The organism is Metabacillus halosaccharovorans (assembly GCF_002019635.1).
GTDB lineage: Bacteria > Bacillota > Bacilli > Bacillales > Bacillaceae > Metabacillus > Metabacillus halosaccharovorans.
Genome location: NZ_KV917371.1, coordinates 1180096 through 1204001 on the forward strand (window position 1 = coordinate 1180096; position 23906 = coordinate 1204001).

The window sequence follows — 23906 nt, forward strand, 5'->3', positions numbered from 1 at the left end:
GTTAAAAGAAACCCTACTCAATATTAGAGTAGGGTTGTTCAGGTTGGATTATCCTTTAAGAGCTGATTTATTTTTTCTAAGGATGAATAATAGTACACCGCCTAGAGCAATAACCAGTGCTCCAATGATTAAAAGATTAAACATATTTGTCGCTGTGTCAGGTAATGGCAACAGACTATTTTGTGACTGGTCTTTTCTGTCTGGTGATTCTTTATTTTCTCCATTATCCGGTTTTTGATCTATATTACCTGGGTCTTGGTCTCCAGTATCTGGATCTTGATCTCCACCATCTGGTTTTTGATCTCCATCTCCTGGGTCTTGATCTCCGTCACCTGGATCTTGATCTCCATCTCCTGGGTCTTGGTCTCCATCACCTGGATCTTGGTCTCCGTCACCTGGATCTTGATCTCCGTCACCTGGATCTTGATCTCCATCTCCTGGGTCTTGGTCTCCATCACCTGGATCTTGGTCTCCGTCACCTGGATCTTGATCTCCGTCACCTGGATCTTGATCTCCGTCACCTGGATCTTGGTCTCCATCACCAGGCTCTGGGCCGTCACCTGGCTCTGTTGCTTTTCCTTTCGTGAATGTCCATATGTCAGAAGCTGTTTTCCCTGTAAACTTATCCTCTGCTACTGCATACCAGGAGTAAGTGTTGTTTTCAGTTAATCCAGTCCATTCTACTTGTGCTGTTTCACCGCTTGAGATATTTTCTTTTTCTCCAATTTCTTTGTCTGTTTTAACGGTAACACTAAAGTAATCTGTTGCTACGCGTTTTTCCTTAACTTCTAGGTCAAGATCCATGATTAACTCATCTTTACCTGGATACTCTTCAGGCTCATAGAAGTTATAATCATCTAAGTAAGGAGAATACGTGTTAACAAACACACGGTTGTTATCCTGATCAAAGTGAAGCAATTTCATATATCCTTGCCCGCCTTCAGGACCACCTTGATAATCTCCAAGCATTTGATAGACTTCACGGTCCGGCTGGCCATCACCATCGTCATCGATTTCACTGATAAGTGTTTCAGAGTCATGATAGTGACCACTCAACACAGCAATCACATTTTCATTTGGTTCAACTACTGCTTTGTAAATTTTGTCTCCAATCGGACTTCTATTTCCGGAAACTAATAGGTATTCGTGGAAACTGAGGATGGCTGTTCGATCTGGATATTGTGCTAATACATCATTGATCCAAATTAAATCCTCGTCTTGTACACCCCAACCCATGTAAACCATGATGAAATCATTACCGTTTGCTGAAATCAGATCATAATGTCCCCGGTTATTTTTATAGCTGCCGCCATAATAATCTTTGTCTTTAAAACGATCTTCACCAAATCGCTTATAATATTCTGTGTAATCATTTGATAACTGGTCTACATCGTGATTTCCGGCTAATACACCGTATGGAACATTATTCTGATCTAGTACACCCATATATTCATCAGCATAGATCCATTCTTGTTCTTGACCAAAGTTATCAACTAAATCGCCTGTGTGGAAGACATATTCGATTTTTAGTTCTTCCTGTTTTTCGGCTATCCAATTTGTTTGTCTTTCGAAAATATAAGGATAGCTTTCTGAATAATATTGTGTGTCAGACATCCAAACAAATGTGTAGTCGTATTCTTCAGGATTGCTTGGGATTTCGTCCTGTATCAACACATTGATCTTGGAGTCTTTCACATATGTTGCGACTTCAACTGTGCTCTTTAATTCAAAATCCTCTACACCGGCAATTTTATACGTAAGTAATGTCCAATCATTTTCTTCATGGTTCCAAGCGTACATAGACACTTTTCTACCTTCTAGTGATTGACCGTTCCATGAAAGCTCAACTGTATCCGTCTCACTAACTGATGAATCAAGCTCGACATCAAAGCGATGATATGGGAATTGTTCACTTGAATCAGTGATTAAATATTCGCCATCTTTTTCAGATACTAAAGTGAGATCCTCCTGAGTAAGAGCTTCTTCACCTTCCGGATTCATCGTTTGAGGCGGCTCTGTATCTGTTGCGTTTTTGAATGCCTTTACGCTTTCTGTGTTGGCCGCATCATACTTATAGCCTTCATAGAAGGTTACATCAAGATCATCACCTGTTGGATCTGTTACTTTCACCTTAAGTGTTGGATCTCCATTAACAGGCTCTGAACTGTTATCAGCAGGTGAAATCAATTCAGGCTTATTAGGATTTTCATTTGTTACTGAGAATTGAACAACCTTTTCAGCCTTATTTCCAACTTTGTCTTCTGCCACTATCGTGACAGTGTGTGCACCTGGTTCAAGTTGTGAAGAAGCTGTTTGATAAGGAACTTCAATTTGCTTTCCATCCAGCATCACCTTCACTGATTGAACTCCTGCAATTTCATCAGTAACTGTTGGATCAATTGTAAATTCACCTTTATATTCTTTTCCTTCTACTACTTTTGTTTCAACTGTTGGTGCCGTATTATCGACTAATACAGAAGTTGAAACTGTATCATTCGAGTCTTTAGCTTCAATTGTGTGCTCACCATCATCAACAGTCGTTGTGTCCCAATTATAGGTTTGTGCTGTTGCATGTTCTTCTGTAATCGTAAAGGTAAAGTCTTCGAACGGACGGAATGTACCGTCATCACCCATGTCATATACCTTTGAAGGATCATTTTTATTTGGATCTGTAATCACAGTACCATCTGCTAAAATGAGACGAACATTTCGCAGGCTGTAATCATCGCGATTTTCTTCATCCTCTTCTAATTGGAATGGTGATGCTTTATTTCCTGCACGAACGGTTAAGACATTTTCTCCCACTTGCAAACGGTCTGGATCAACTGGAATCGTAAATGTTTTCCAATGTGATAACCAATCCTTGTCCATTAGGAAAAGAATATCTTCACCCATTGTGACAGCATTTTGGAAATACGTATTAAGACCATTTACCTCCAGAGCAAGATAAGCCTCATTCTCTAAAGAATGGTACGTATTTTCTTTAAGCTCTTCACCATCAACCGTGATGGCAACATTCGTTGCTGCTTCATCTTTTGAAGTTGCCTTGATAATTTCCTTACCGGACACCACATCATTGTCTTTCATATTTAATCGCAGATCAGAGTTATCAACATCACTATTTATTGTAATTTTAAACGTATCACTGCGAACCTCGTTTACTCCATCAGATACTGCAAAGAAATATTCAACATATTCTTTTCCAATTAAATCTGAAGCATAAATCATATTTGTATATAAATGAGACTCTGAATCAAGCGCTAATAGCGTTTCATTAAACACATCTTGATCGTTTGTACGATAGAATAGACGAACTGATTTTACTTCCTTATTATCAGAAGCTGAAGCAGCAATCTGAATATCTTCCGTTTGCTCTACTTCTGTCACAGCTGTTTTATTTTCAATCGTTGGAGCAATTGTATCTTTTTCAATATGAACCGGCTGTTTTGGTACTTGGAAGCCTTCTACTGAACCAGGAGTTGCATTTTCTACTCCAGCACTTACTTTAATTGCTTGTTTTGATCCGTCTTCTGGATACTTATAAAGAATACCTTTATCCGGAACCGTATCATCAACATTCGCTACATCATTATAGTAAGAAACTGTTATTTCCTCTTTTGTATTTGTCGCTACGACAAGTCCTCTTGCACTTCCATTTGCCATTCCATCACTATGAATTTTTACAATGTTTTTGTTTTCAACAAGGTTTGTACCAAAGTGTGCGTTAAAATCCGCAATAGTTTGCTCTCCATTTTGACCATTAATAATCCAGAAAACGAGTGTTTCTTGAGCAGGAATGACAACATCATCTGGAATGGATGGCCATACAACATCACTTGCCGGATCTGTACCGTAGCGATATTGAAGCTTATAATCTTTAAAGCTAAGATCTTGATCTGTATTGTTGTAAACCTCAATAAATTCGTATCCATCTGCAGATCCAACATTTGCAGTGTCAGGAACAATTTCTGTTACAAGAAAGGCAGGAATTTTTGTGTAATCTACATCTTCTTTATTTACTTTAATTTCGTATTCTTCCGTTTTAACCGTATTTATTCCATCAGAAGCTTCAATATAATAGGTAATGTTTGTGTCCACGTTTGTACCAATGATTTCAGCTGTGTAGCTTGCAGAATCACTGCTAGCATTCATTGCTAAAGAAGTGAAGTTTTGTTCACCTTCTTTTTTATAGTACAAAGTAGCAAAAGGAACAGCCATATTGTCAATTACATCAGCTTGAACCGTAATCGGTGAAAAAGCATCACTTTCTGTAATTGGTGTATGTGTAATTACCGGTGCTTCAGAATCCTCCGGAACTTCTTCTAACTCGACTGGTTTTGTTGGGACTTGAGTTTGTTCTACCGTTCCTGGGGTTGGAGTAGCAAGTGTTTCAAGCTTTGCCATTTCCGAGCCTGAACTTGGGAATAGATACTGAATAACAGCACCTGTATTATCATTTTCTGTTCCTAAATAGCTTGCAGATATGATCTCTGTATTTGTATTGTCTTTGATCACGATGGCACGATTTCCACCATTTGCAAAGCCCGGGAATACATCTTTAAATTCAATAATATTTTCGCTGGATAGATTTAATCCAAAGTTTTGATTAAATTCTTCCAAAGCACGATCTCCATTATTGAACCAGAATACAAGGGATTGCTGTGGTTCAATCGTTGTAGCAGGAACTTGGAAAGCCACTTCTTTTCCACTATCTGTGTATTTATAAACAAAAGAATAGTTTGTGAGAGAAAGTGATTGGTTCGTATTATTATAGAGTTCAAAATACTCGTAATAATCTGTTCCGCCACCTGCTGAGTTCGGTGAAAGTTCTGTAATAAGTAATGGACGATCACTATATGTTTCTTCAGGCACTTCTATCTTTACTTGATATTCTTCTGTTTTAGAAGAATTGATTCCATCTGTTGCTTCAATATAATACATTAAGTCAGACTGTACACTTGCTGCTGGAATTTCCGCTGAAAAACTTGTGCCATCTTCACTATCAGCATTCATTTTTATGATTTGAAAATCCGCTTCATCTTTAAGTTTATAATAAAGAGTTGCAGAAGATACGGATTCATTATCTGTTATCGCAGCATTTACTTTTACAGTGTTAAGCGCTTGCGCCTCTGTTACAGCTGTATGAGTAATGACCGGGGCTTCAGAGTCTAAAGGAACCTCTTCTATTTCAACCGGCTGTGCTGGTACTTGAACTTCCTCGATCGTTCCAGGTGTTGGCTCTGCTAACACCTGGAGCTTGTCCATAATAGGTTGACCAGGTGCATACTTGTACTGCACAACTTTTCCTTCATTATCTGTTTCATCTGGTAAATATGCCGCAGCTACAATGCCATTTCCTTCTTTATCCTTGATGACAGCAGCACGGTTGCCACCATTTGCAAATCCGGGAAACACGTCTTTATATTCAACAACCTGATCTTTTGTTAATTCCAATCCATAATGATTGTTGAAATCCTCAAGAGTTAGTCCGTTGTTATTAAACCAAAAAACAAGTGTTTTCTGCGGTTCAATTGTTGTAGCAGGCACTTTGAATTCTACTTCTTTTCCACTATCGGTATAATGATAAATAAAAGCATAGTCTGCTAATGGTAATGTTTGATTTGTGTTATTATACACTTCAAAATACTCAAAGTTGTCTGTTCCCTTTGAATTTGGTGAGATTTCTGTGATGAGTAAAGGAGAGTTCAGGTTAAAATCTTCTTCAACAATTTCAGTCTTGTCGGCTTCTTGTTCCTCTGTTTCTGCAGGTTGTAGATCTTCTTTTTGTTCTGTAGATGTTTCTTCTTGTGGAGTTGTCTCTTGTTGGTTAGTAGTGGCAGGATCTTCTTGAAGTTCTTCTTCATTTTGAGAAGCGGGTTCTTCAGTAGATTCCTCTGTTTTTGGCTGTTGTTCTGCTTCTTGGACAGCCTTCTCTTCTTCTTCGTTTCCTTCTTTACTTACAGTTGTCTCTTCTTGTTGGGACTCGTTGGTTTCTTTATCAGTTTCTTGTTCTGCTGTTGTTTCAGCTTGTTCCGATACATTTGTATTCGTATCCTCAACAGGCTTCTCAGCTTGAATGGCTTTTACAGGAATGACTGAAACAAAATTGGATAGCACGATGGCTGCCATACAAATAAATAAAAATAATTTCTTCAGCCTTTTCCTAACGATTCGTTTCCCCATGGCTTCCTCCCTCTAATATGTAGTCGTCATTGTCAATACTAATCGAAATTTGTAAAACTAATTTTAACGTAATGTAAAGGTTTCTAAATATTTCGATAAAGTACAGTTAATTTTGTAAACGCTTATTTACAATTTTATTAAAGAGAGGAAAATAAACTTTAAGGATATGTATAAATACCAAGGTATTATTCAATTTTTAAGGATTCTCTATTCGACTTTATCTATTTACACTATTTTTACATAACTCTTACAAATTTACAGAAGATGCGACATTTTTTGAAAAACAAAAAAACCTATGCCTTCTCATTTAAGGCATAGGTTTTTTCACGAATTAGCTGCACTATTCTCTTTTTTAAAAGTTTTTACAGGTGCACCAGGCACTTCATGGTGATGTCTGCATCTAGGCTCGTACGATTCAGATGCACCAACTAAAATAATAGGATCATCATATGATGCCGGCTGTCCATTGATTAATCTTTGGGTACGGCTTGCCGGTGATCCGCATACAGAGCATACAGCCTGAAGCTTTGTTACAAGCTCTGCAAGTGACATAAGCTTTGGAACAATACTAAATGGCTCACCGCGGAAATCCTGATCTAAACCTGCCGCAATAACACGGTATCCTTGATTCGCTAATAACGTTAACACATCAGCAATGTTATCATCAAAAAACTGTACTTCATCAACAGCAATGACATCAGTCTTTTCCGTAATAAAGTCAAAAATATCCTCAGATTTAGAGATCGGTTTACAAATGATCGCCGTTCCATTATGAGATACGACACTTTCTTCACTATACCGATTATCGATAACAGGCTTAAAAACTTTTACCTCCTGCTTGGCAAATGTTGCTCGTCTTACTCTTCGAATGAGCTCTTCAGATTTACCTGAAAACATGCTTCCGCAGATGATTTCAAGCCAACCACTTTGCTTCATAACATACATGAAACGGCCTCTCCCTTCTTAGAAAAGCGCAAGGCGCCCGCTATCGGCGACAAGCATAAGGCGAATAGGAATAGAAGGCGTTCTTTGCCTTCAATTCCTATTTGACTTATGACCTCGAGGCAGTCTCAAGAACGCGACGTCCTGTCGCATTGACTGCACTTGCACGTCCTGTGCTTCGCAGATGGCGCCTGGAGCTAGACACTAAAACTAAGTACAAATTTTTATCCTTTGAATCAATTGATCAAATCCAAGTATCAATATTTATCTATATTACATGCCCAAAGACATGATTATTCCGCTTAAAAATCCCTACCAATATATGTAGGATAACCAAGCTCCCACCCGAAAAATGCAAAAGTAGGCGTGAAAAAACAGGCAAGAGCCAGTTGTCTTGCCTGTTGAGAAAATCCTTATTGTTGTTTAAGGCCGTATTTTTTGTTGAATTTATCTACACGTCCACCTGCATCTGCAAATTTTTGACGTCCAGTGTAGAATGGATGGCACTCAGAACAAACCTCAACTTTGATTTCGTTTAAAACAGAACCAGTTTCGAATTCGTTACCACAAGCGCATTTCACCATAACCTTATTAAAGTTTGGATGAATTCCTGTTTTCATTCTTTTCATCTCCTTCCGCCCTGAATCATTTCGAGACAGAGTTATATATCTAGGTTGGTCAACTCGTCCAATTGACGAACTAATATCCTAGAAAAGCACATGATGAAATTATAACAAGTGCCAGATCTAAAATCAAGCTGAAGTTAAATATTACTAGAAAAGCGGAAGTGCCTTGATCAGCCCCGACAGGCATAAGACGCTCAGGAATAGAAGACGTTCTTTGTCTTCAATTCCTGAGTGGCTTATGACCCCGAGGCAGTCTAAAACCGCGACATCCTGTCGCAAAGACTGCACTTGCACGTCCTATGCTTCGGGGTTAGGCACTGGAGCTAGACACCAACACTAAGTTAGATATGATATCATTTTCCCACTATTTAACAACACAAAAGTGTCCTATCGATTCCGTAAACTTTTCATTTCCGCATCTAAGTTGCTAAAGAATTCTTCGTTTGATTTCGTTTGGCGAAGCTTACGAAGGAATTTTTCAACGAAATCCGGTGAGTCTGTCATAGACTTACGAATTGCCCACAGTTTTTCCAGATGGTCTTTTGGAATAAGAAGCTCTTCTTTACGTGTTCCAGAACGGCGAATGTCAATGGCAGGGAAAATTCGCTTCTCTGCTAGTGAGCGGTCAAGATGCAGTTCCATGTTACCTGTACCTTTAAACTCTTCGTAAATGACATCATCCATACGTGAACCTGTATCAACTAATGCTGTTGCAAGAATCGTTAAGCTTCCACCTTCTTCAATATTACGCGCCGCACCGAAGAAGCGCTTAGGACGATGGAATGCAGCTGGGTCAATACCACCTGATAGTGTACGACCACTCGGTGGTATAACAAGGTTATAGGCACGAGCTAAACGTGTGATGCTATCCATTAAGATGATAACATCTTTCTTATGTTCAACTAATCTCATGGCTCTTTCAAGGACAAGCTCTGCAACCTTAATGTGGTTCTCAGGAACTTCATCGAATGTTGAGCTGACAACGTCCCCGGCAACAGAACGTTCAATATCTGTTACTTCCTCAGGTCTTTCATCAATCAATAAGACGATGAGCTCTGCTTCTGGGTTGTTTGTCGTAATGCTGTTGGCAATTTCCTTTAACAGCATGGTTTTACCTGCCTTAGGAGGTGCCACAATAAGACCACGTTGTCCAAAGCCGACAGGGGCAATGAGGTCCATAATTCTTGTAGATAAATAGTTTGGTTTTGTTTCTAGAAAAATTTGTCTATCTGGATATAGAGGTGTTAGTGCTGGGAAGTGAACACGTTCCTTAGCTGTTTCGGGATCTTCCCCATTTACAGCTTCTACATGTAATAAACCGTAATAACGTTCGTTTTCTTTTGGAGGACGAACCTTACCTGAAACTTTATCACCATTACGTAGATCGAAACGTCTAATTTGGGAAGCTGAAATATAAATATCCTCTGAGCTAGGTGAATAATTAATTGGTCTTAAGAAACCAAATCCTTCAGATTGGATAATTTCTAAGACACCTTCCATAAATAATAAATCCTCTTGCTCTGCATTTGCTTTTAAGATTGCAAAAATTAGTTCCTTTTTCGTTAGCTTGCTATAGTAGGAAACCTTGTATTGGCGGGCAAGCTCATATAATTCTTTCAGTTTCATATGTTCTAATGAAGAAATTGAAACCTGACTCATAAAAACACCACTCTTTTTCAATTTTCAATATTTTCTTTAACTTTCACCTATCAATGTTCAAACTCAATTCAAATTGAGAACTTGTCTAATAGTAAATACTATTTATTGCACTAATGAAGAGAAAAACTAGTTACGTTTTGGATAGAGAAGGAAATGAAGGTGAGCTTGAAGTAGTTTTTGTAGTATTCATTCAATGCAGCACTCTTTATTTTAACCCTATTTCAAAGATTTAATCAATGATTTTTGGAAAATATGCTTATCGTTAGAGGCAAAAATTGAAGAAACCATAAGAGAAATCAAGGATAATCCTTGATTTCTCTTGTTTTAAGAATTTTGCAGCTGTTCAATCTCTTTTTCCGTCATTTTTTCACGCCAGATGGTTGCACCCAGTCCTGTTAGTTTTTCTTCTAGTTGACTATATCCGCGATCAATGTGTTCTAAACCTGTGATCTCTGTGATTCCATCTGCCATTAAACCTGCACATACTAACGCTGCACCGGCACGTAAGTCACTTGCCTTCACTTTAGCTCCTTGAAGCTTCGTTGGCCCGGATACGATAGCTGAGCGTCCTTCTACCTTTATTGTTGCGCCCATTCTTCTTAGCTCATCGATATGTTTAAAGCGGGCAGAATAAATCGTATCTGTCACAACACTTGTTCCTGTTGCTTTTGTTAAAAACGATGTGAATGGCTGCTGAAGGTCCGTTGGAAAGCCCGGATAGACAAGTGTTTTGATATCAACGGCTTTTAATTCCTTTTGACCGCCAACAATGAGGATCTGGTCATTGCTTGTTTCGATATGCATACCCATTTCTCTAAGTTTGGCGATCAATGATTCGAGGTGCAATGGAATAACATTATCGATCATCACTTCTCTTCCCATCGCAGCACCGATAATCATATATGTCCCCGCTTCAATTCGATCAGGGATGATTGAATGACGACAACCGTGCAGCTTCTCGACACCATCAATGCGAATCACATCCGTACCCGCACCTTTTATTTTTGCTCCCATGCTTGAAAGCAGAGTAGCTACATCGATAATCTCAGGTTCCTTTGCTGCGTTCTCAATGATCGTTCTTCCCTTTGCCAAAACAGCAGCAAGCATAATATTAATCGTTGCTCCCACACTTACTACATCTAAATATATACGTGCTCCTTTAAGCTCATCTGCCCGTAGGTAGATAGCTCCTTGCTCATTTGTAATTTGTGCACCAAGTGCTTCAAACCCTTTAATATGTTGATCAATCGGACGTGGGCCTAAATGACAGCCGCCAGGAAGGCCAATGACAGCCTTTTTGAATCGGCCAAGCATAGCTCCCATTAAATAATAGGAAGCCCTAAGCTTTTTCACTTTTCCATTTGGTAAAGGCATTGAAATCATGGACGAAGGATCCACAATCATTTCATTGTTTTTCAGTTCGACCTTACCGCCAATTTCTTCTAACAAGTCCCCTAAAATATTGACATCAGATATGTTTGGCAGTCCCTCAATTGTCACAGGAGATTCAGCGAGTATTGTCGCTGGAATGAGTGCCACTGCACTATTTTTTGCTCCACTAATTGAAACTGTACCGTTAAGTAAATCGCCGCCGGCAACTTTTAATTTTTCCATGTTAGTCTCCCTTCTAGGAAGTTGACTTTCCGGAAAGAACATCAAGGGCGAAGTTATTGCAAGCAAATCACTTATGTATACGTTCACACGTCACGTCCATCATGTTTTCCGAATGAAACATTTTGTCAACATTAGTTCCGAATTTAGGATCAAGCTGTTTATTTATTTTATTGCCTTTAATTCATCTGTAAATACATAAGATTTATACTTATGTGTTAATTTCAGTAAAATGAATCATACCATCCTCCTATTATTAAACCATCTATTAGGCTGGACAACAATGTTTTAGGATAGATAATCTTTTAAAAAAAGAGTTAAATTACATGCTATGAGTTTTAGAAGATTCAAAAAGCCATTATTTGCGGATTTATATATGAAGATTCAGCAGGACTAAAATTGAAAACGGACAAGCACAGGCGAGTCCGTTCAACTATTATTCTATCAAGATTAGTCATCCAGGTAAAGGATTAGAAGGATTTAACGACAGATGTTAGCGCTTTCTTAATTTTCAGAATATAACCGCCTTTCTATTAAAGGCGGCTATATCATTAATTTCTTTTAGGATTAAGCTTTATTAGAAGAACCAAATTCACGCATTTTTCCGATAACAGTTTCTTTAATCGCGTCACGAGCTGGTCCTAAGTATTTACGTGGATCATACTCATCTGGTTTAGCAGCTAACACTTCACGAACTGTTTTTGCAGAAGCAATTTGGTTCTCAGTGTTAACATTGATTTTAGCTGTTCCGAAAGAAATAGCTTTTTGGATATCAGTTGTCGGGATACCAGTACCACCGTGAAGTACTAATGGCATGTTTGTAAGACCAGCAATTTCTTCCATTTCTTTGTATCCTAAGTTAGGCTCACCTTTGTATGGTCCGTGAACAGAACCAAGAGCTGGTGCTAGGCAATCAATACCAGTGCGTTTAACAAGTTCAGCACATTCTTGTGGATCAGCGTAGATTACGCCTTCTGCAACAACGTCATCTTCTTGTCCGCCAACAGTTCCAAGTTCAGCTTCAACTGATACACCTTTTGAATGAGCATATTCTACAACTTTAGAAGTTGTTGCAACATTCTCTTCAAATGGGTCATGTGAAGCATCAATCATAACAGATGTAAATCCAGCATCGATTGCTTCTTTACATTTGTCATAGCTTGAACCATGATCAAGGTGAATTGCTACTGGTACAGTGATGTTGTAGTCTTCAAGAAGACCTTCCACCATTTTTACAACTGTTTTGAATCCACCGATGTAACGTCCAGCACCTTCTGATACACCAAGAATAACTGGTGAATTCTCTTCTTGAGCTGCTTGAAGAATTGCTTGAGTGAACTCAAGGTTGTTGATGTTAAATTGACCTACCGCATATCCTTCGTCTTTTGCTTTGTTAAGCATTTCTGTCATTGAAACTAAAGGCATGTCGAAAATCCTCCTAATAGACCTTATTTTCTTATAGAGGTTGTTCAAAAATCCACCAAATGATAAGCTGCGTATCTCTGCGTTGCTCGTATTCTCCGGTCCTCACGCATAAAAAACATACGCTCCGGTCCTCGAATCCTTCGCGCCTTGACCTTCTTGCTTCTAATTTGTCGTATTTTTGAACAAACATTTAAACAGAAAAGTATATCATACCTAGCATGACCAAATAATTCCTTTATATGTAAACTTCGCATGATCACTTTTCACATCTTATAGCATACCAATATCTTCACAAAACGGCAACAATTCGACATATATTTGGGTAATATAATGTTACAGGGTTTGACAAAAGCAGACCCCTTTCACTTACAATAAACCTTTTATCTATATGGGTTCCCGAGTGTTTTCTTTTATTAGTTTGCTTTAAGTGGTAAATATTTCTTCACCGCATCTCGGATCTCGTCGATATCAAACGGCTTGGCAAAATGCGTAAGTGCGCCCAGATCCTTTGCTTCCTGAATCATATCAAGCTCACCATAAGCTGTCATGATAATCACACGGATATCCTGATCCACTACCTTCATTCGTTTTAAAATTTCAATACCGTCCATTCCAGGTATTTTCATATCAAGCAACACTAAATCCGGAGAGTGGTTTTCTACGATCTCCAGCGCTTGAAACCCATTAGCAGCTTGAAATGTTTGATACCCTTCTTTATGAAAAACCTCATTTAATAAAATACGAATTCCATACTGATCATCAACGATTAATATTTTTTCTTTTAGCATCCTGCATACACCTCTTATATTTTATAGTCAATCTATCCTTATTAAAAAGGAAAACTTTCCGCTCATGTATCACTTCATCAATCTTAACGAAGGGTCAATTACTCACCCACCTGCGCTAATCTACATAATTAATTCGTCTCAAACATTTATTTCCCTTCATGATTTCCTGTTCTTTTATCGACAATTTCTGACCGTTTTGTCATATTATACACTTTTTACCCGTATTTAAGTTACTATAAAAGCTATATTTCGATAACGCCTGACTTTCTTCTCTATCTTTTTATCGATATAATATACGATACTGGAGAAAGGAGTTTGTCTCTTATGATGAAAATATTTACAACTCAATTAACAGGACATTTCAACCGGATCTTAGACCAAGAGGAATTTTCTATAGAGGATAGTGCAAGGCTATTGGCACAGGCGTTGATGGGGGAAGGAACATTATATATTTATGGACACAATGAGTTACAAGCAATAGTGTCAGAAGCAAAGAACAGCAGTGAGCCCCTGCTTCGAACTGAGGCGCTTATTGATGAAAATGGCAAATTGAAAGAACTGTCTCAGGCAGATCGAGTCCTCCTCTTTTCATACCTTTCAACAGATTCTGATACCATTGCACTTGCAAAACAGTTAGCAGAAATGGGAATTCCAACTGTCGGAGTATCAGCCATTGCAAAAGGAGAAGCGGCAGGCTTAGAGGCTGTAACAGATTTTCATATTGATACGAAATTACGTCAACCTTTAATCCCTGGTGATGATGGTCAAAGATACGGCTATCCAGCACTGATGACAGCTTTATATGTGTATTACTCTCTAAAGTTTACAATCAATGAGATTTTAAGTGAATATAACGAGGAGTAAATAAGAAAACCCTGTTCTAAATTTAGGACAGGGTTTTTCTTATTTACTCCTGTATTTACTTGGATGATAAGTATTTTACATAAATTGCTTGGGAAGTATTGACTGTTTTGCAGCCTTCTAAATCTTCTTCATGCAGCAATCCTAGTTGGATTGCTGATCTTATTTTCTCTTCATCCGGCTTTTTTTCAATAAGATCGAGTAAATTTAACTCTTCAAGTTTTTTTACAGTCTGTTGTTGTTTAAATTTCACTGAATTTCTTATTTGTCTTTGCAGTTTGTATTCCCGCAGGACCATTTCTCCTTTAGCGTTTTTCCCCACGGACAAATCAAAATATTCATTAAAAGCTCTCTTCAATTCATCAATTTCTGTTTCTACTTCTTTTTTCTTATGTTGAAGTTCAAGAAAATGAGCAAGCATTTCTCTTGTGATGACCGTTTCAATTGCCAACCATATCCCCTCATTTCACAGATGATAGTTCATCATATTGTGCAATGAGGGAATATATTCATAAAAGGAACAAATGTTTCTATTTTGTTCTTTTCAGCAAATAGTTCTGAGATCTATTTTTTCCAGATGATCAAAAGCCCAAGCGCTGATCAGCCTCGGGCAAATAAGACGCAAATGAATAGAAGACTTCCTTTGTCTTTAATTCATTTTTGGCTAGGCGCTGACAGTCGAGAACGCGACGTCAATCTCCACGACTGCACTTGCACGTCTGTGCTTTGGAGTTAGATGTCGCGTACTTTTCCACTGTTCAAAGAACTTTATATTTTCCTAAGCAACAAAAAAAGCTTGAAGAGACTCACATTCTCTACAAGCTTTTTTACTATTACTCTTGTTCTAGGTTATGTTTTCTTCTTACATAAAAGTAAGCTCCGGCACCCAAAAGTAAAACGATTCCTCCAAATAATAGTATATTAAAAGAATTCGTTGCCGTATTTGGTAGCTTTTCACCTGCTTTATCGCTATTTTTCACCGGCTTTGCTTCAAGATCTTCTCTCGATCCTTCACCATTTAATAGATCATTTGATGTATTGTCATCACCTGCACCAGGTTTTATCGGTGTATCTTCTTCACCTTCACCTGGTTGAGCTGGTAAGTCACCTTCATCTTCACCTGTGCCTGGTTGGGCTGGTGTTTCTTCATCTTCTTCACCTGTGTCAGGATCAGAAGCTTTATTAAATCTTACATTATCAACAAACATTCTTCCTGCAAAGTCACTGTTATCATCTGCGAAAATAAGTAACATGTTACGTAATGCTGTATCAGCCTTCACGTTTTCAAGATTTGTTACGTCTATTTTCACTTCATAATGATAAAGGCCATCTGCTGTTTTTTCTGTTGAATCTAATGCTGTTAAATCAATATCAAATGTTTCTGCAGATTGTTGCCAGAAACCTAGTGATTCTGGTTGGAAAACTAAGTTAATTGAAATACCACCTTCTGTTGCACGTGTAGGATCAAGATATAAATCAAATGCAACATACTCATTATCACCGCGTTTTAAATCTTCTAACCAGAAGTCTATACGTGGTGCTGATGCCCAGTTGTCAGTTGGTTTTACATCAGGATAACCAAATTCCCATGATAATGCTTTTGAACCATTTGCTTCTTCAATCGTTAATGCTGTTTTTACTCCTGAGTCTCCACTCCATTTCCAGCCTTGACGCGTGTCATCTTCAAAAGTAGATGGAAGTGTTGCTGCTCCTTCTGGATCATTGATTACTTCAATCTCAACTTCTTTTCCTGTTACTGTTATATTATCTAAAGAGATAATATCTGTATTTTCCGCTCCAACAAATAATATCAAATTCTCTAATTTATTATTGTCTGGACTTTCTGCAATCGTTGCTAATGATGGAGCATCTTCTTTTGTTATCGTTAATACCGCTTTATATTGATCTCCAAATTTCACAAAATCCTCTTCATTTACTTGGATCGCACGCGTAGGATTTGCCCACCCAGCTGAAGGCCCTTGTGGAATGGCAGCAACAGAAACAGTTGTTGGTTTGTCAACAATCACTTCCATTGATAATTCCTGCGCACCTAAAACATCAACTGATTCACTCCAATTGTCTGCAGACAGACGTACATTTGCCCAATAGTTGTCTGCAGTAACATCACTACTTTCACTTAGTCCTGAAATTTGCAGAGTTCCATCAACATTCTTTAACGTCACATCCTTTACGGGACTGTCTCCATTTACGCCAAAGCCTTGCGTGGATTCATTAAAATCAAATAGAACTTTAGAATATTTTGTACGATCGATTGGCTCATATGAGACCCCTTTGATACGTGCACGAACATATTCACCTGATAAGCTTAATTCTTTTGGTGCCCAAACCTGATCAGCACCTGGATCTAGATCAGTCGCCTCTGTTTTCCCTAATTGAAACGGAGTAAAGGCTGCAGATGTTTCATTTTTATTTGTTAAGGACCAGTTAGCCCAGCTAATATTATTTTCATTTAAGAAGTTGATCCATTGGTTTGCTTCTTCTAAATACGGACCATTGTTTCCATTTGCTTCACTTGTTCCCCATTCTGTTGCAAAAACAGCTTGTCCTTTTTCTAGCGCATATCTTGCATTACTCATCACATTTTCACGATTTGAGCTGTCTGATGCAGCTGGATGTGATCCCGTGTAGAAGTGAACCGTGTACATTGTATTAGGATCGTCAATTGGATTATCAGCAGCTAAATCTGCACGCTGGCTCCAGTTCGGGCTCCCAACAATGACAATGTTTTGATTTCTATTATCACGAAGCATTTTAATAATTGGTTCAGCATATGACTTTACCTTTGCCCAGCCTTCTGCATTATTTGTTAATCCCGGTCCATCATTACTATTGCTGCTTGGCTCGTTAGCTAATTCATAAATAATATGTGGATCGTTAGGATAAAGACTTGAAATTTCTTTAAAGAAATTCAATGCCCCTTTATAAACATCAGCATTTGGATCTCCCGGAGCATGTACATGCCAGTCGACAATTACATACATATCATTTGCCTTTGCTAATTCAATCCCATCAATTACACGTTGCTTCATCACTTTTGGATCTGAAGCATATCCGCCTTCACCAACATACATCGCAAGACGAATAAGATTTGAACCCCAGTCATTTGAAAGAGCTGAAAACACATTTTCATTTAAAATCTCTGGAAACCATTGTAAACCATGAGTGCTCATGCCACGAAGTTGAATCGGTTGACCATTTTTATCAACAAGTGTTTTTTGTCCATTTACAACCTTAAGGCTTAATGCCCCCGCTTGAGACGGTCTTTTCCCTGGTCCAACAAGCAAGCTGCTGTAATCAGCTTCTGCTGCTGAAGCAAAATTCGGTAATAATGATGTTAATAATCCAAGAACCATTATTAGTGCCATAAACCTTTTTGCCATTCTGCGCTTCAAAATAAATCCTCCTTGTTTGATGTGAAATCTTTATGGAAATCGGTTTCTAAAATAAAAAACAAGATTCAGAAACCTTTTTTCCCCCACAGTAAAAACGCCCTTTGTAAAAGCTAACACAAAATTCAGTATACTATAGACACTTTTTTAATAGAAAGCGATTCAGTTGAAGTATTCTAACAATTCATTCTAAACTCTAAACCTCTTTACCAGCTCCTGAAGTGCTAATGCCTTTTGACTTAAGTCTTCTGATGACAAAGTAACTTTTGTCATAATCGCATTTTGTTCTTCAACTGATGCAGCCACTTCTTCTGTATTTCCTGCAGAAAAAACAGATATGTTTGCGATTTCCTCGATTAAATCAACCATACTTTGCGTACTAGCATTTACTTGCTCCACAATAGCTGATACTTCTTGTGATTGTGATGCAACATCCGCTACCATTTCAACAATATTCTCAAAGGAATTACCCGTTTTATTGACCATTATAATCCCTTCATTAACAGCGTTGATTCCATCTGTCATTGATTTTAGTGCATGATCAACTTCTGCTTGCATTTCATAGATTACTTTTTTAATTTCCTCAGCAGCTTGACCTGATTGCTCCGCAAGCTTTCTGACCTCATCGGCTACAACTGCAAATCCTTTCCCATGCTCGCCTGCTCTTGCAGCTTCAATAGCTGCATTTAGAGCTAATAAATTGGTTTGATCAGCCACATTTGTTATTAAAGAAAGGATCTTGCCGATTTGGCTTGATTTGTTGCCTAATGAATTCATGACAGAAGAGGTGTGTTGAACTTTATATTGCACTTCATTCATTTGTATAACTGTTTGCGAAACAATTCCTTGACCAGTTGTTGCTTTTTCGTTTGTTGCTAATGTTAGGTCTGAAACAGATTGTATCGAACGTGCCGCTTGTGTCATTCCTTTTGAAATCTCTTGTATCACGCTATTTGCCTCTGAAGCACGCGTTACTTGGTTTTCTGCACCGCCTGCCACCTCTTTAATAGCAGTAGAAATAGAAGCATTTCCTGTTTGTGTTTGTTCCGCACTGACTGAGAGATCTTCCGACGTTGTTGCCACTTGCTCAGAGTTTTTCATCACTTCTACAATCAATTGCTTTAGATTGTCTGTCATGGTGTTAAAATCCGTTGCTAGTTTACCGATCTCGTCCCTATTTTTTATAGAAATTGGCTCTAACATTAAATTTCCTTGCGCTACCTGTTTCACACTCATTGACATCGCTGACAGTGGTCGAGATATGCTTCTTGATAGAAGGAGCCCCATAATGATTGAGATGACTAATGCAACCACAATTAAAATAGCTATAGTGGATAATACAGTTGTTGTTACATGATGTCTTTCTTCCGCAGCTTCCTTTGCCTTTACTTGATTTAACTCGACTAGCTGTGTTAGATAACCTTCAACTGTTTCAATCTGTTGTCGGGATTGTTTAATAATTTGACTCGCTTCATTGTCTTGATTGGCTCTGGATAGGGTAAGAATTTCCTCGTGAACTACAAGATATTTATCCCACTCTGCCTGAAATCCGCTATAAATGGTTTCTTCTTCTTCAGTTGAGATCGTTTTCTCAAACTGTTCGAACAACTCGTCTAATCTACTAAAAATCGTATCAAAGCGTCCATCAAATTGATTCAATTCTCCGATTGTTTCGGCACTAGCATAAAACAGTTGAAATGCTGCAACCTGTTCAACGAGATACCTCATTTCCCCTAGCCTCTCTACCGATGGAAGCCACACATCCTCTACTTCACTTGATTTCTTATTCATCGTGTTTAATCCATTAAGAGTAGAAACGCTAAGAACGGCAATTAAAATAAAAATGATAGCAAATGCAGAAAAAATTTTCCTTCCAACAGTTAGCTTTAAAGGTAATTTAACGACATTTTGATGATTACTTTTATTTCTCTGCTTCTTAACGTATTTATGTAAGAGCTTCTGCATATAGATCCCCCATCCCACTGCCATATTGTCTAATTATCTATTTTTTCTTTTCCCCATTGATGATAAAAATCCCCTTTCGGAATCGAAACCGGTTTCCAAAAGGGGTAACTTTCTTAATAAAACATATCAAACCAACCATTTTTAATTGTTTGCTTGTACCAATAGTAACTATCTTTCTTTGTTCTTTCTAATGTATTGAAATCAACATGAATAATTCCAAAGCGCTTATCATAGCCTTCTGCCCATTCAAAGTTATCAAGAAGTGACCAAGTAAGATAGCCCTTAATATTTACACCACTATCTATTGCCCGTTTTAATGATGTTAAATGTTGTTTCAAGTAATCAATACGTCTTTGATCTTTTACTCGGCCATTTTCAACTCCATCATTGTAGCAGGCACCGTTTTCAGTGATATAAATTGGCACTGAACCGTATTGATCATTGATTTTTGTTAGAACCTTATAGAAGCCTTCAGGGTAGATATTCCAATCAAAGTCTGTTTTTTCATAGCCGATATCAACTTTTTCAGCGTCTAGTAAACCATCATTTTCTTTGTATCTAGTTACACTGCCTGTGTAGTAGTTGATTCCAACAAAGTCAATTTCCTGGTTAATGATAGCCATGTCTCCATCTTGAATTGGAACTGTTACACCTTTTTTCTCAAACCATTCCACCATAAATTGTGGATAGCTACCTTTGAATACCGGATCAAAGAACCACTCAACAAACCAACCTGTCGCTCTATTACAAGCATCAATGTCTTCTTGTTTGCTGCTAAACGGTTCATTCCATTCTGTATTTGGGGCATAACCAATTTCGCCCTCGCAGCCTCCGTCTCTAAAGCGAGATACAGCTTTACCATGTGCAAGTAATAAGTGATGTGAAATCGTTGTTGCTAATTGTAAATTTTGGTACCCTGGTGCATGAGCTCCGATATAGTTTGATAGAAATGATACACACCATGGTTCATTAATTGTTATCCACTTTTTAATTTTTCCGTTAAACTCTTTAAACATAAGCTCAGCATAATCAGCAAATGCATCCACTGTTTCACGACTATCCCAGCCACCCTTATCTTGGAGAGCCTGTGGCAGATCCCAGTGATATAGCGTACACATTGGCTCGATTCCGTTTGCTATGAGTGCATCTACAAAATCACGATAGAACTGAAGACCTTTTTCATTGATTTCTCCAGTTCCATTTGGAAAAATACGTGGCCATGATACAGAAAAACGATAAATATCAATGCCGAGTTCTTTCATTAATGCAATATCCTCTTCATAGCGGTGATAGCTGTCACACGCTACATCTCCGTTATCGCCATTTAGTACTTTACCAGGAGTCTTGGCAAAAGTATCCCAAATGGAAGGACCTCTTCCATCTTCATTAGCTGCTCCTTCGATTTGGTATGCAGCTGTAGCTGCTCCCCATCTCATTTCTTTTGGAAATTGTATAATTGCCATTGTTGTTGTCCCTCCACCAAATTCTGTTCTTATGATAGCATTATGACTCTCTTACAACTAAATCAGAATCGATAAAAACTGGCTTTAACTCTGATTTTCCATTGATTAAATCATTTAGCATGTAAGCAGCTAGTTTCCCTAGCTGTTTTTTATCCTGTCTTACCGTTGATAACCTGGGACTGCTATGTCGGCATGCGTCAATATCATCGCAGCCAATCACAGATATATCTTCGGGGACCCTTAGTCCCTTTTCTCTAATCGCATCAATTGCACCAAAAGCCATCATATCCGATGCGGCAAAAATAGCTCGTGGATACGGCTTAGTTTCTAATATTTTTTTCATTGCTTGGTATCCACTTTCTTCATGGAAATCGCCATATTGAAACCATTCTTGATGAATCTCCATACCAAGCTGATCCATTGTTTCTCTTAAACCTTTTTCGCGAAACATCGTGATCGCAGAATCTTCTTGACCACCAATATACCCAATGTCTCTAATTCCTCGCAAATAAAAGTGCTGAATCACCTTTCTAGATAAATTCACATTATCACTCATCACGAAGCTAGCTTTTGGTCCACTAAGCTCAAGGTCAACTCCCATACAAGGTATATCTTCACGTACAAGCTCAAAAATGGCATCTTCTATTTCTTCACCAGCAATGATGACACAGCCATCTACATGGAAATGGCGACATCTGGCCAAATAACTCCCATTATCTTTATAGAATTGTTCATTTGAGAACATGATAATGTCATAGCCTAACATGCCAATTGCCTTTTTAAACGAAGTGACAACTTCATTGAAGTAAGGATGTGTAAAATCAACATTTACTTTACCAGCATAAATTAACCCAATTAAATTAGATTTCTTGGTGGCAAGTGCTTTTGCAGAAAAAGTAGGCTGATACCCTGTTTCCTGGATAATATCCAGCACCTTTTTCTTCGTTTTTTCACTAATGCCACCATAGTTATTAATAATTTTTGAAACAGTTCCTGGAGATACTCCAGCCATCTTTGCGATATCTTTAATCGTTAAATTCATAGCGGTCCCTCAATTGCCTTTCACCTTCGTAATAGATTGCTTATTTACTGTTTAGATTACTATTATTTAAAGCAATTTACAATTTGATAATGGCCAAAAAAGGAAGGTAAAAAATTAGAATTTTATTTAACCGCACCATCTGTAATACTAGAAATAAATAACTTGTTAAACAGTAGGAAAATTATTAATAATGGTACTGTTGCCCAGAATACTCCAGATAAAATCATACCGAAGTCAATGTTGAACGTGTTACTTAACGTCGCCAAGGCCACTTGAATGGTATACATTTCCGGATCTCTTAAAATCGTAAATTGCCATAAGAATTCTCCCCAGACAGCTGTGAAAACGATAATACCTAATGTTGCAAATGCAGGTAAAATGATCGGTAACACAATGCTGCGGTAAATTCTAAAATTCGAACACCCGTCAAGTTTTGCTGCTTCAATTAATTCATCTGGTACCGAATTGCTTACATACTGTCTCATTAAGAAGATTCCTAATGGATTTAAGAAAAATAGAATCGCAACACCTTGTAATGTATCTAGCAAACCTGCTTTAGAGATTAAATAGTATTGCGGAATTAGCCCTAATTGCGGCGGGATGACCATTGTTAACAGAATCGAAACAAACAGTGCATTTTTCCCCGGAAATTTAAATTTTGCAAAAGCAAATCCTGCTAGTGAGCTAATGATTAATACAATAATTGTCACGGATGTACAAAGAATGACAGTATTGATCATTGCTTGGAAGAAATCAATAGCACCCAATACTTTCTGAAAATTTTCCACTAACAAGTTACCCGGAGTAATCGTTGGCGGGATGGAGTTGTAAGCTGAACTTGGGCGTGTTGCCATTACAAACATCCAATAGAATGGAAACAATGAAAAAAGTGATGCTAGAGTAAGAAAGGTATAGATTAATATTCTACCTTTTGAAAACTTTTTTGTTCCTGCTACGTCACCCATTATTTAGCTCCCTCCTTTTTTCTACCGGCTCCGGATGTTACTAATGTATTAATCGCAGAGAAGATGATGATGATAAACAATAAGATAATCGCTGTTGCTGATGCTGTACCAAATGATTGTAATTTAAAGGCATCACGATACAGATACATAACAACTGTCATAGCTTCGTCTCTTGTAAAGGCTGATGCGCCTAAGAATACGGTTGGCTCTGCAAATAATTGCAATGCACCAACTGTTGAGAAGAAAACAGTTAAAATGATAAACGGCTTTAACAGTGGCATTGTGATATAAATCATTTGTTGAAACTTGTTTGCTCCATCAATCGTTGCTGCTTCATATAGGTCATTTGAAATACTTTGAAGACCAGCTAGATAAATAATCGTGTTGTAACCAACCCATCTCCAAAATACCATAATAGAGATCGCAATTTTAGTACCCCATTCAGATGTTGCCCAGTTAACTGGATCAAATCCAAACACGCCTAGTACATAATTGGCTAAGGAGGTTTCGTGATTACTAAATAACACACTAAAAATGAGGGCTACTGCAACCATTGACGTAATATATGGCATGAAGATCGTAACTCTGAAGAAATTTCTAAAGCGGAGAAACGATAGATTTAATAGAAACGCAAGGATAATCCCAATAACTAATTGAGGGGCAGTACCCATTAATCCTATAACAATTGTGTTATATAATGATTTCCAAAACAGTGGATCAGCTAATACAACCTTGAAATTATTTAGCCCAGCAAACTCCATTGGACTTAATCCATTCCATTTTTGAAAAGCAAGATACAAACTGAATAACGCTGGATATAAACCAATAACAGCAAAGATGATAAAGAAAGGTGAAACATAAAGATAGCCAGAAATCATGTCTTTCTTTTCTTCTGATAGAAACCTTTTCTTTTTGACTACTTTTTCGTTTGCAGAAACCATTTTCACTCCCCGTTTCTTTCAAAAA

At 38.0% G+C, this 23906-nt stretch carries 15 protein-coding genes; 1 reads left to right on the top strand and 14 read right to left on the bottom strand.

What is annotated here, in order from left to right; translation table 11 throughout:
• Positions 1 to 48: 48 nt before the first annotated feature.
• The 7 genes from BK577_RS05500 to BK577_RS05530 all read right to left on the bottom strand — a co-directional run bounded on the left by BK577_RS05500 (position 49) and on the right by BK577_RS05530 (position 13234).
• Entirely contained in the window at positions 49 to 6183 is a 6135-nt protein-coding gene (locus BK577_RS05500) for a lamin tail domain-containing protein (RefSeq protein ID WP_078432011.1), read from the bottom strand.
• 324 nt (positions 6184 to 6507) lie between these two features.
• Positions 6508 to 7128 carry a thymidine kinase gene (locus tag BK577_RS05505; protein ID WP_026563088.1) on the bottom strand — a complete coding sequence of 207 codons (621 nt, stop codon included), beginning with the start codon at positions 7126 to 7128 and terminating at the stop codon, positions 6508 to 6510.
• Positions 7129 to 7538: 410 nt separating this feature from the next.
• Positions 7539 to 7745: a 50S ribosomal protein L31 gene (gene rpmE, locus BK577_RS05510; RefSeq protein ID WP_078432012.1), complete on the bottom strand. Its 207-nt coding sequence runs from the start codon at positions 7743 to 7745 to the stop codon at positions 7539 to 7541.
• 393 nt (positions 7746 to 8138) lie between these two features.
• Positions 8139 to 9410, bottom strand: coding sequence for a transcription termination factor Rho (gene rho, locus BK577_RS05515; protein WP_078432013.1), 1272 nt, complete (start codon positions 9408 to 9410; stop codon positions 8139 to 8141).
• Between the two features lie 324 nt (positions 9411 to 9734).
• Positions 9735 to 11024, bottom strand: a complete 1290-nt coding sequence (locus BK577_RS05520; RefSeq protein ID WP_026563085.1) for a UDP-N-acetylglucosamine 1-carboxyvinyltransferase — start codon at positions 11022 to 11024, stop codon at positions 9735 to 9737.
• A 564-nt stretch (positions 11025 to 11588) separates the two neighbouring features.
• Positions 11589 to 12446 (bottom strand): class II fructose-bisphosphate aldolase, encoded by an 858-nt coding sequence (locus BK577_RS05525; RefSeq protein ID WP_078432014.1) that lies wholly within the window; start codon positions 12444 to 12446, stop codon positions 11589 to 11591.
• Positions 12447 to 12859: 413 nt separating this feature from the next.
• A complete protein-coding gene (locus tag BK577_RS05530; protein ID WP_078432015.1) occupies positions 12860 to 13234 on the bottom strand; it encodes a response regulator in 375 nt (124 codons plus the stop codon).
• A gap of 324 nt (positions 13235 to 13558) precedes the next feature.
• On the opposite strand from BK577_RS05530, the gene BK577_RS05535 reads away from it, so the two are divergent.
• Positions 13559 to 14098, top strand: a complete 540-nt coding sequence (locus tag BK577_RS05535; protein WP_078432016.1) for a DUF2529 domain-containing protein — start codon at positions 13559 to 13561, stop codon at positions 14096 to 14098.
• A gap of 55 nt (positions 14099 to 14153) precedes the next feature.
• Here BK577_RS05535 and BK577_RS05540 read toward each other — a convergent pair whose 3' ends face one another.
• From BK577_RS05540 to BK577_RS05570, 7 genes are all read right to left on the bottom strand, one after another.
• Entirely contained in the window at positions 14154 to 14546 is a 393-nt protein-coding gene (locus BK577_RS05540; protein WP_245823436.1) for a hypothetical protein, read from the bottom strand.
• Positions 14547 to 14928: 382 nt separating this feature from the next.
• On the bottom strand, positions 14929 to 17508 hold the full coding sequence (locus BK577_RS05545) for a carbohydrate-binding domain-containing protein (RefSeq protein ID WP_078432017.1): 2580 nt from the start codon (positions 17506 to 17508) through the stop codon (positions 14929 to 14931).
• 186 nt (positions 17509 to 17694) lie between these two features.
• The gene (locus BK577_RS05550; protein WP_169908116.1) at positions 17695 to 19470 is read right to left on the bottom strand and encodes a methyl-accepting chemotaxis protein; all 1776 of its coding nucleotides are present in this window, start codon (positions 19468 to 19470) and stop codon (positions 17695 to 17697) included.
• Between the two features lie 113 nt (positions 19471 to 19583).
• Positions 19584 to 20933 (bottom strand): GH1 family beta-glucosidase, encoded by a 1350-nt coding sequence (locus BK577_RS05555; protein WP_078432019.1) that lies wholly within the window; start codon positions 20931 to 20933, stop codon positions 19584 to 19586.
• A gap of 40 nt (positions 20934 to 20973) precedes the next feature.
• On the bottom strand, positions 20974 to 21975 hold the full coding sequence (locus BK577_RS05560; RefSeq protein ID WP_078432020.1) for a LacI family DNA-binding transcriptional regulator: 1002 nt from the start codon (positions 21973 to 21975) through the stop codon (positions 20974 to 20976).
• Between the two features lie 122 nt (positions 21976 to 22097).
• Entirely contained in the window at positions 22098 to 22940 is an 843-nt protein-coding gene (locus tag BK577_RS05565) for a carbohydrate ABC transporter permease (protein ID WP_078432021.1), read from the bottom strand.
• Positions 22940 to 23881: a carbohydrate ABC transporter permease gene (locus tag BK577_RS05570; protein ID WP_034333667.1), complete on the bottom strand. Its 942-nt coding sequence runs from the start codon at positions 23879 to 23881 to the stop codon at positions 22940 to 22942. Before BK577_RS05570 ends, BK577_RS05565 begins: the two co-directional genes overlap by 1 nt.
• Positions 23882 to 23906: the final 25 nt, after the last annotated feature.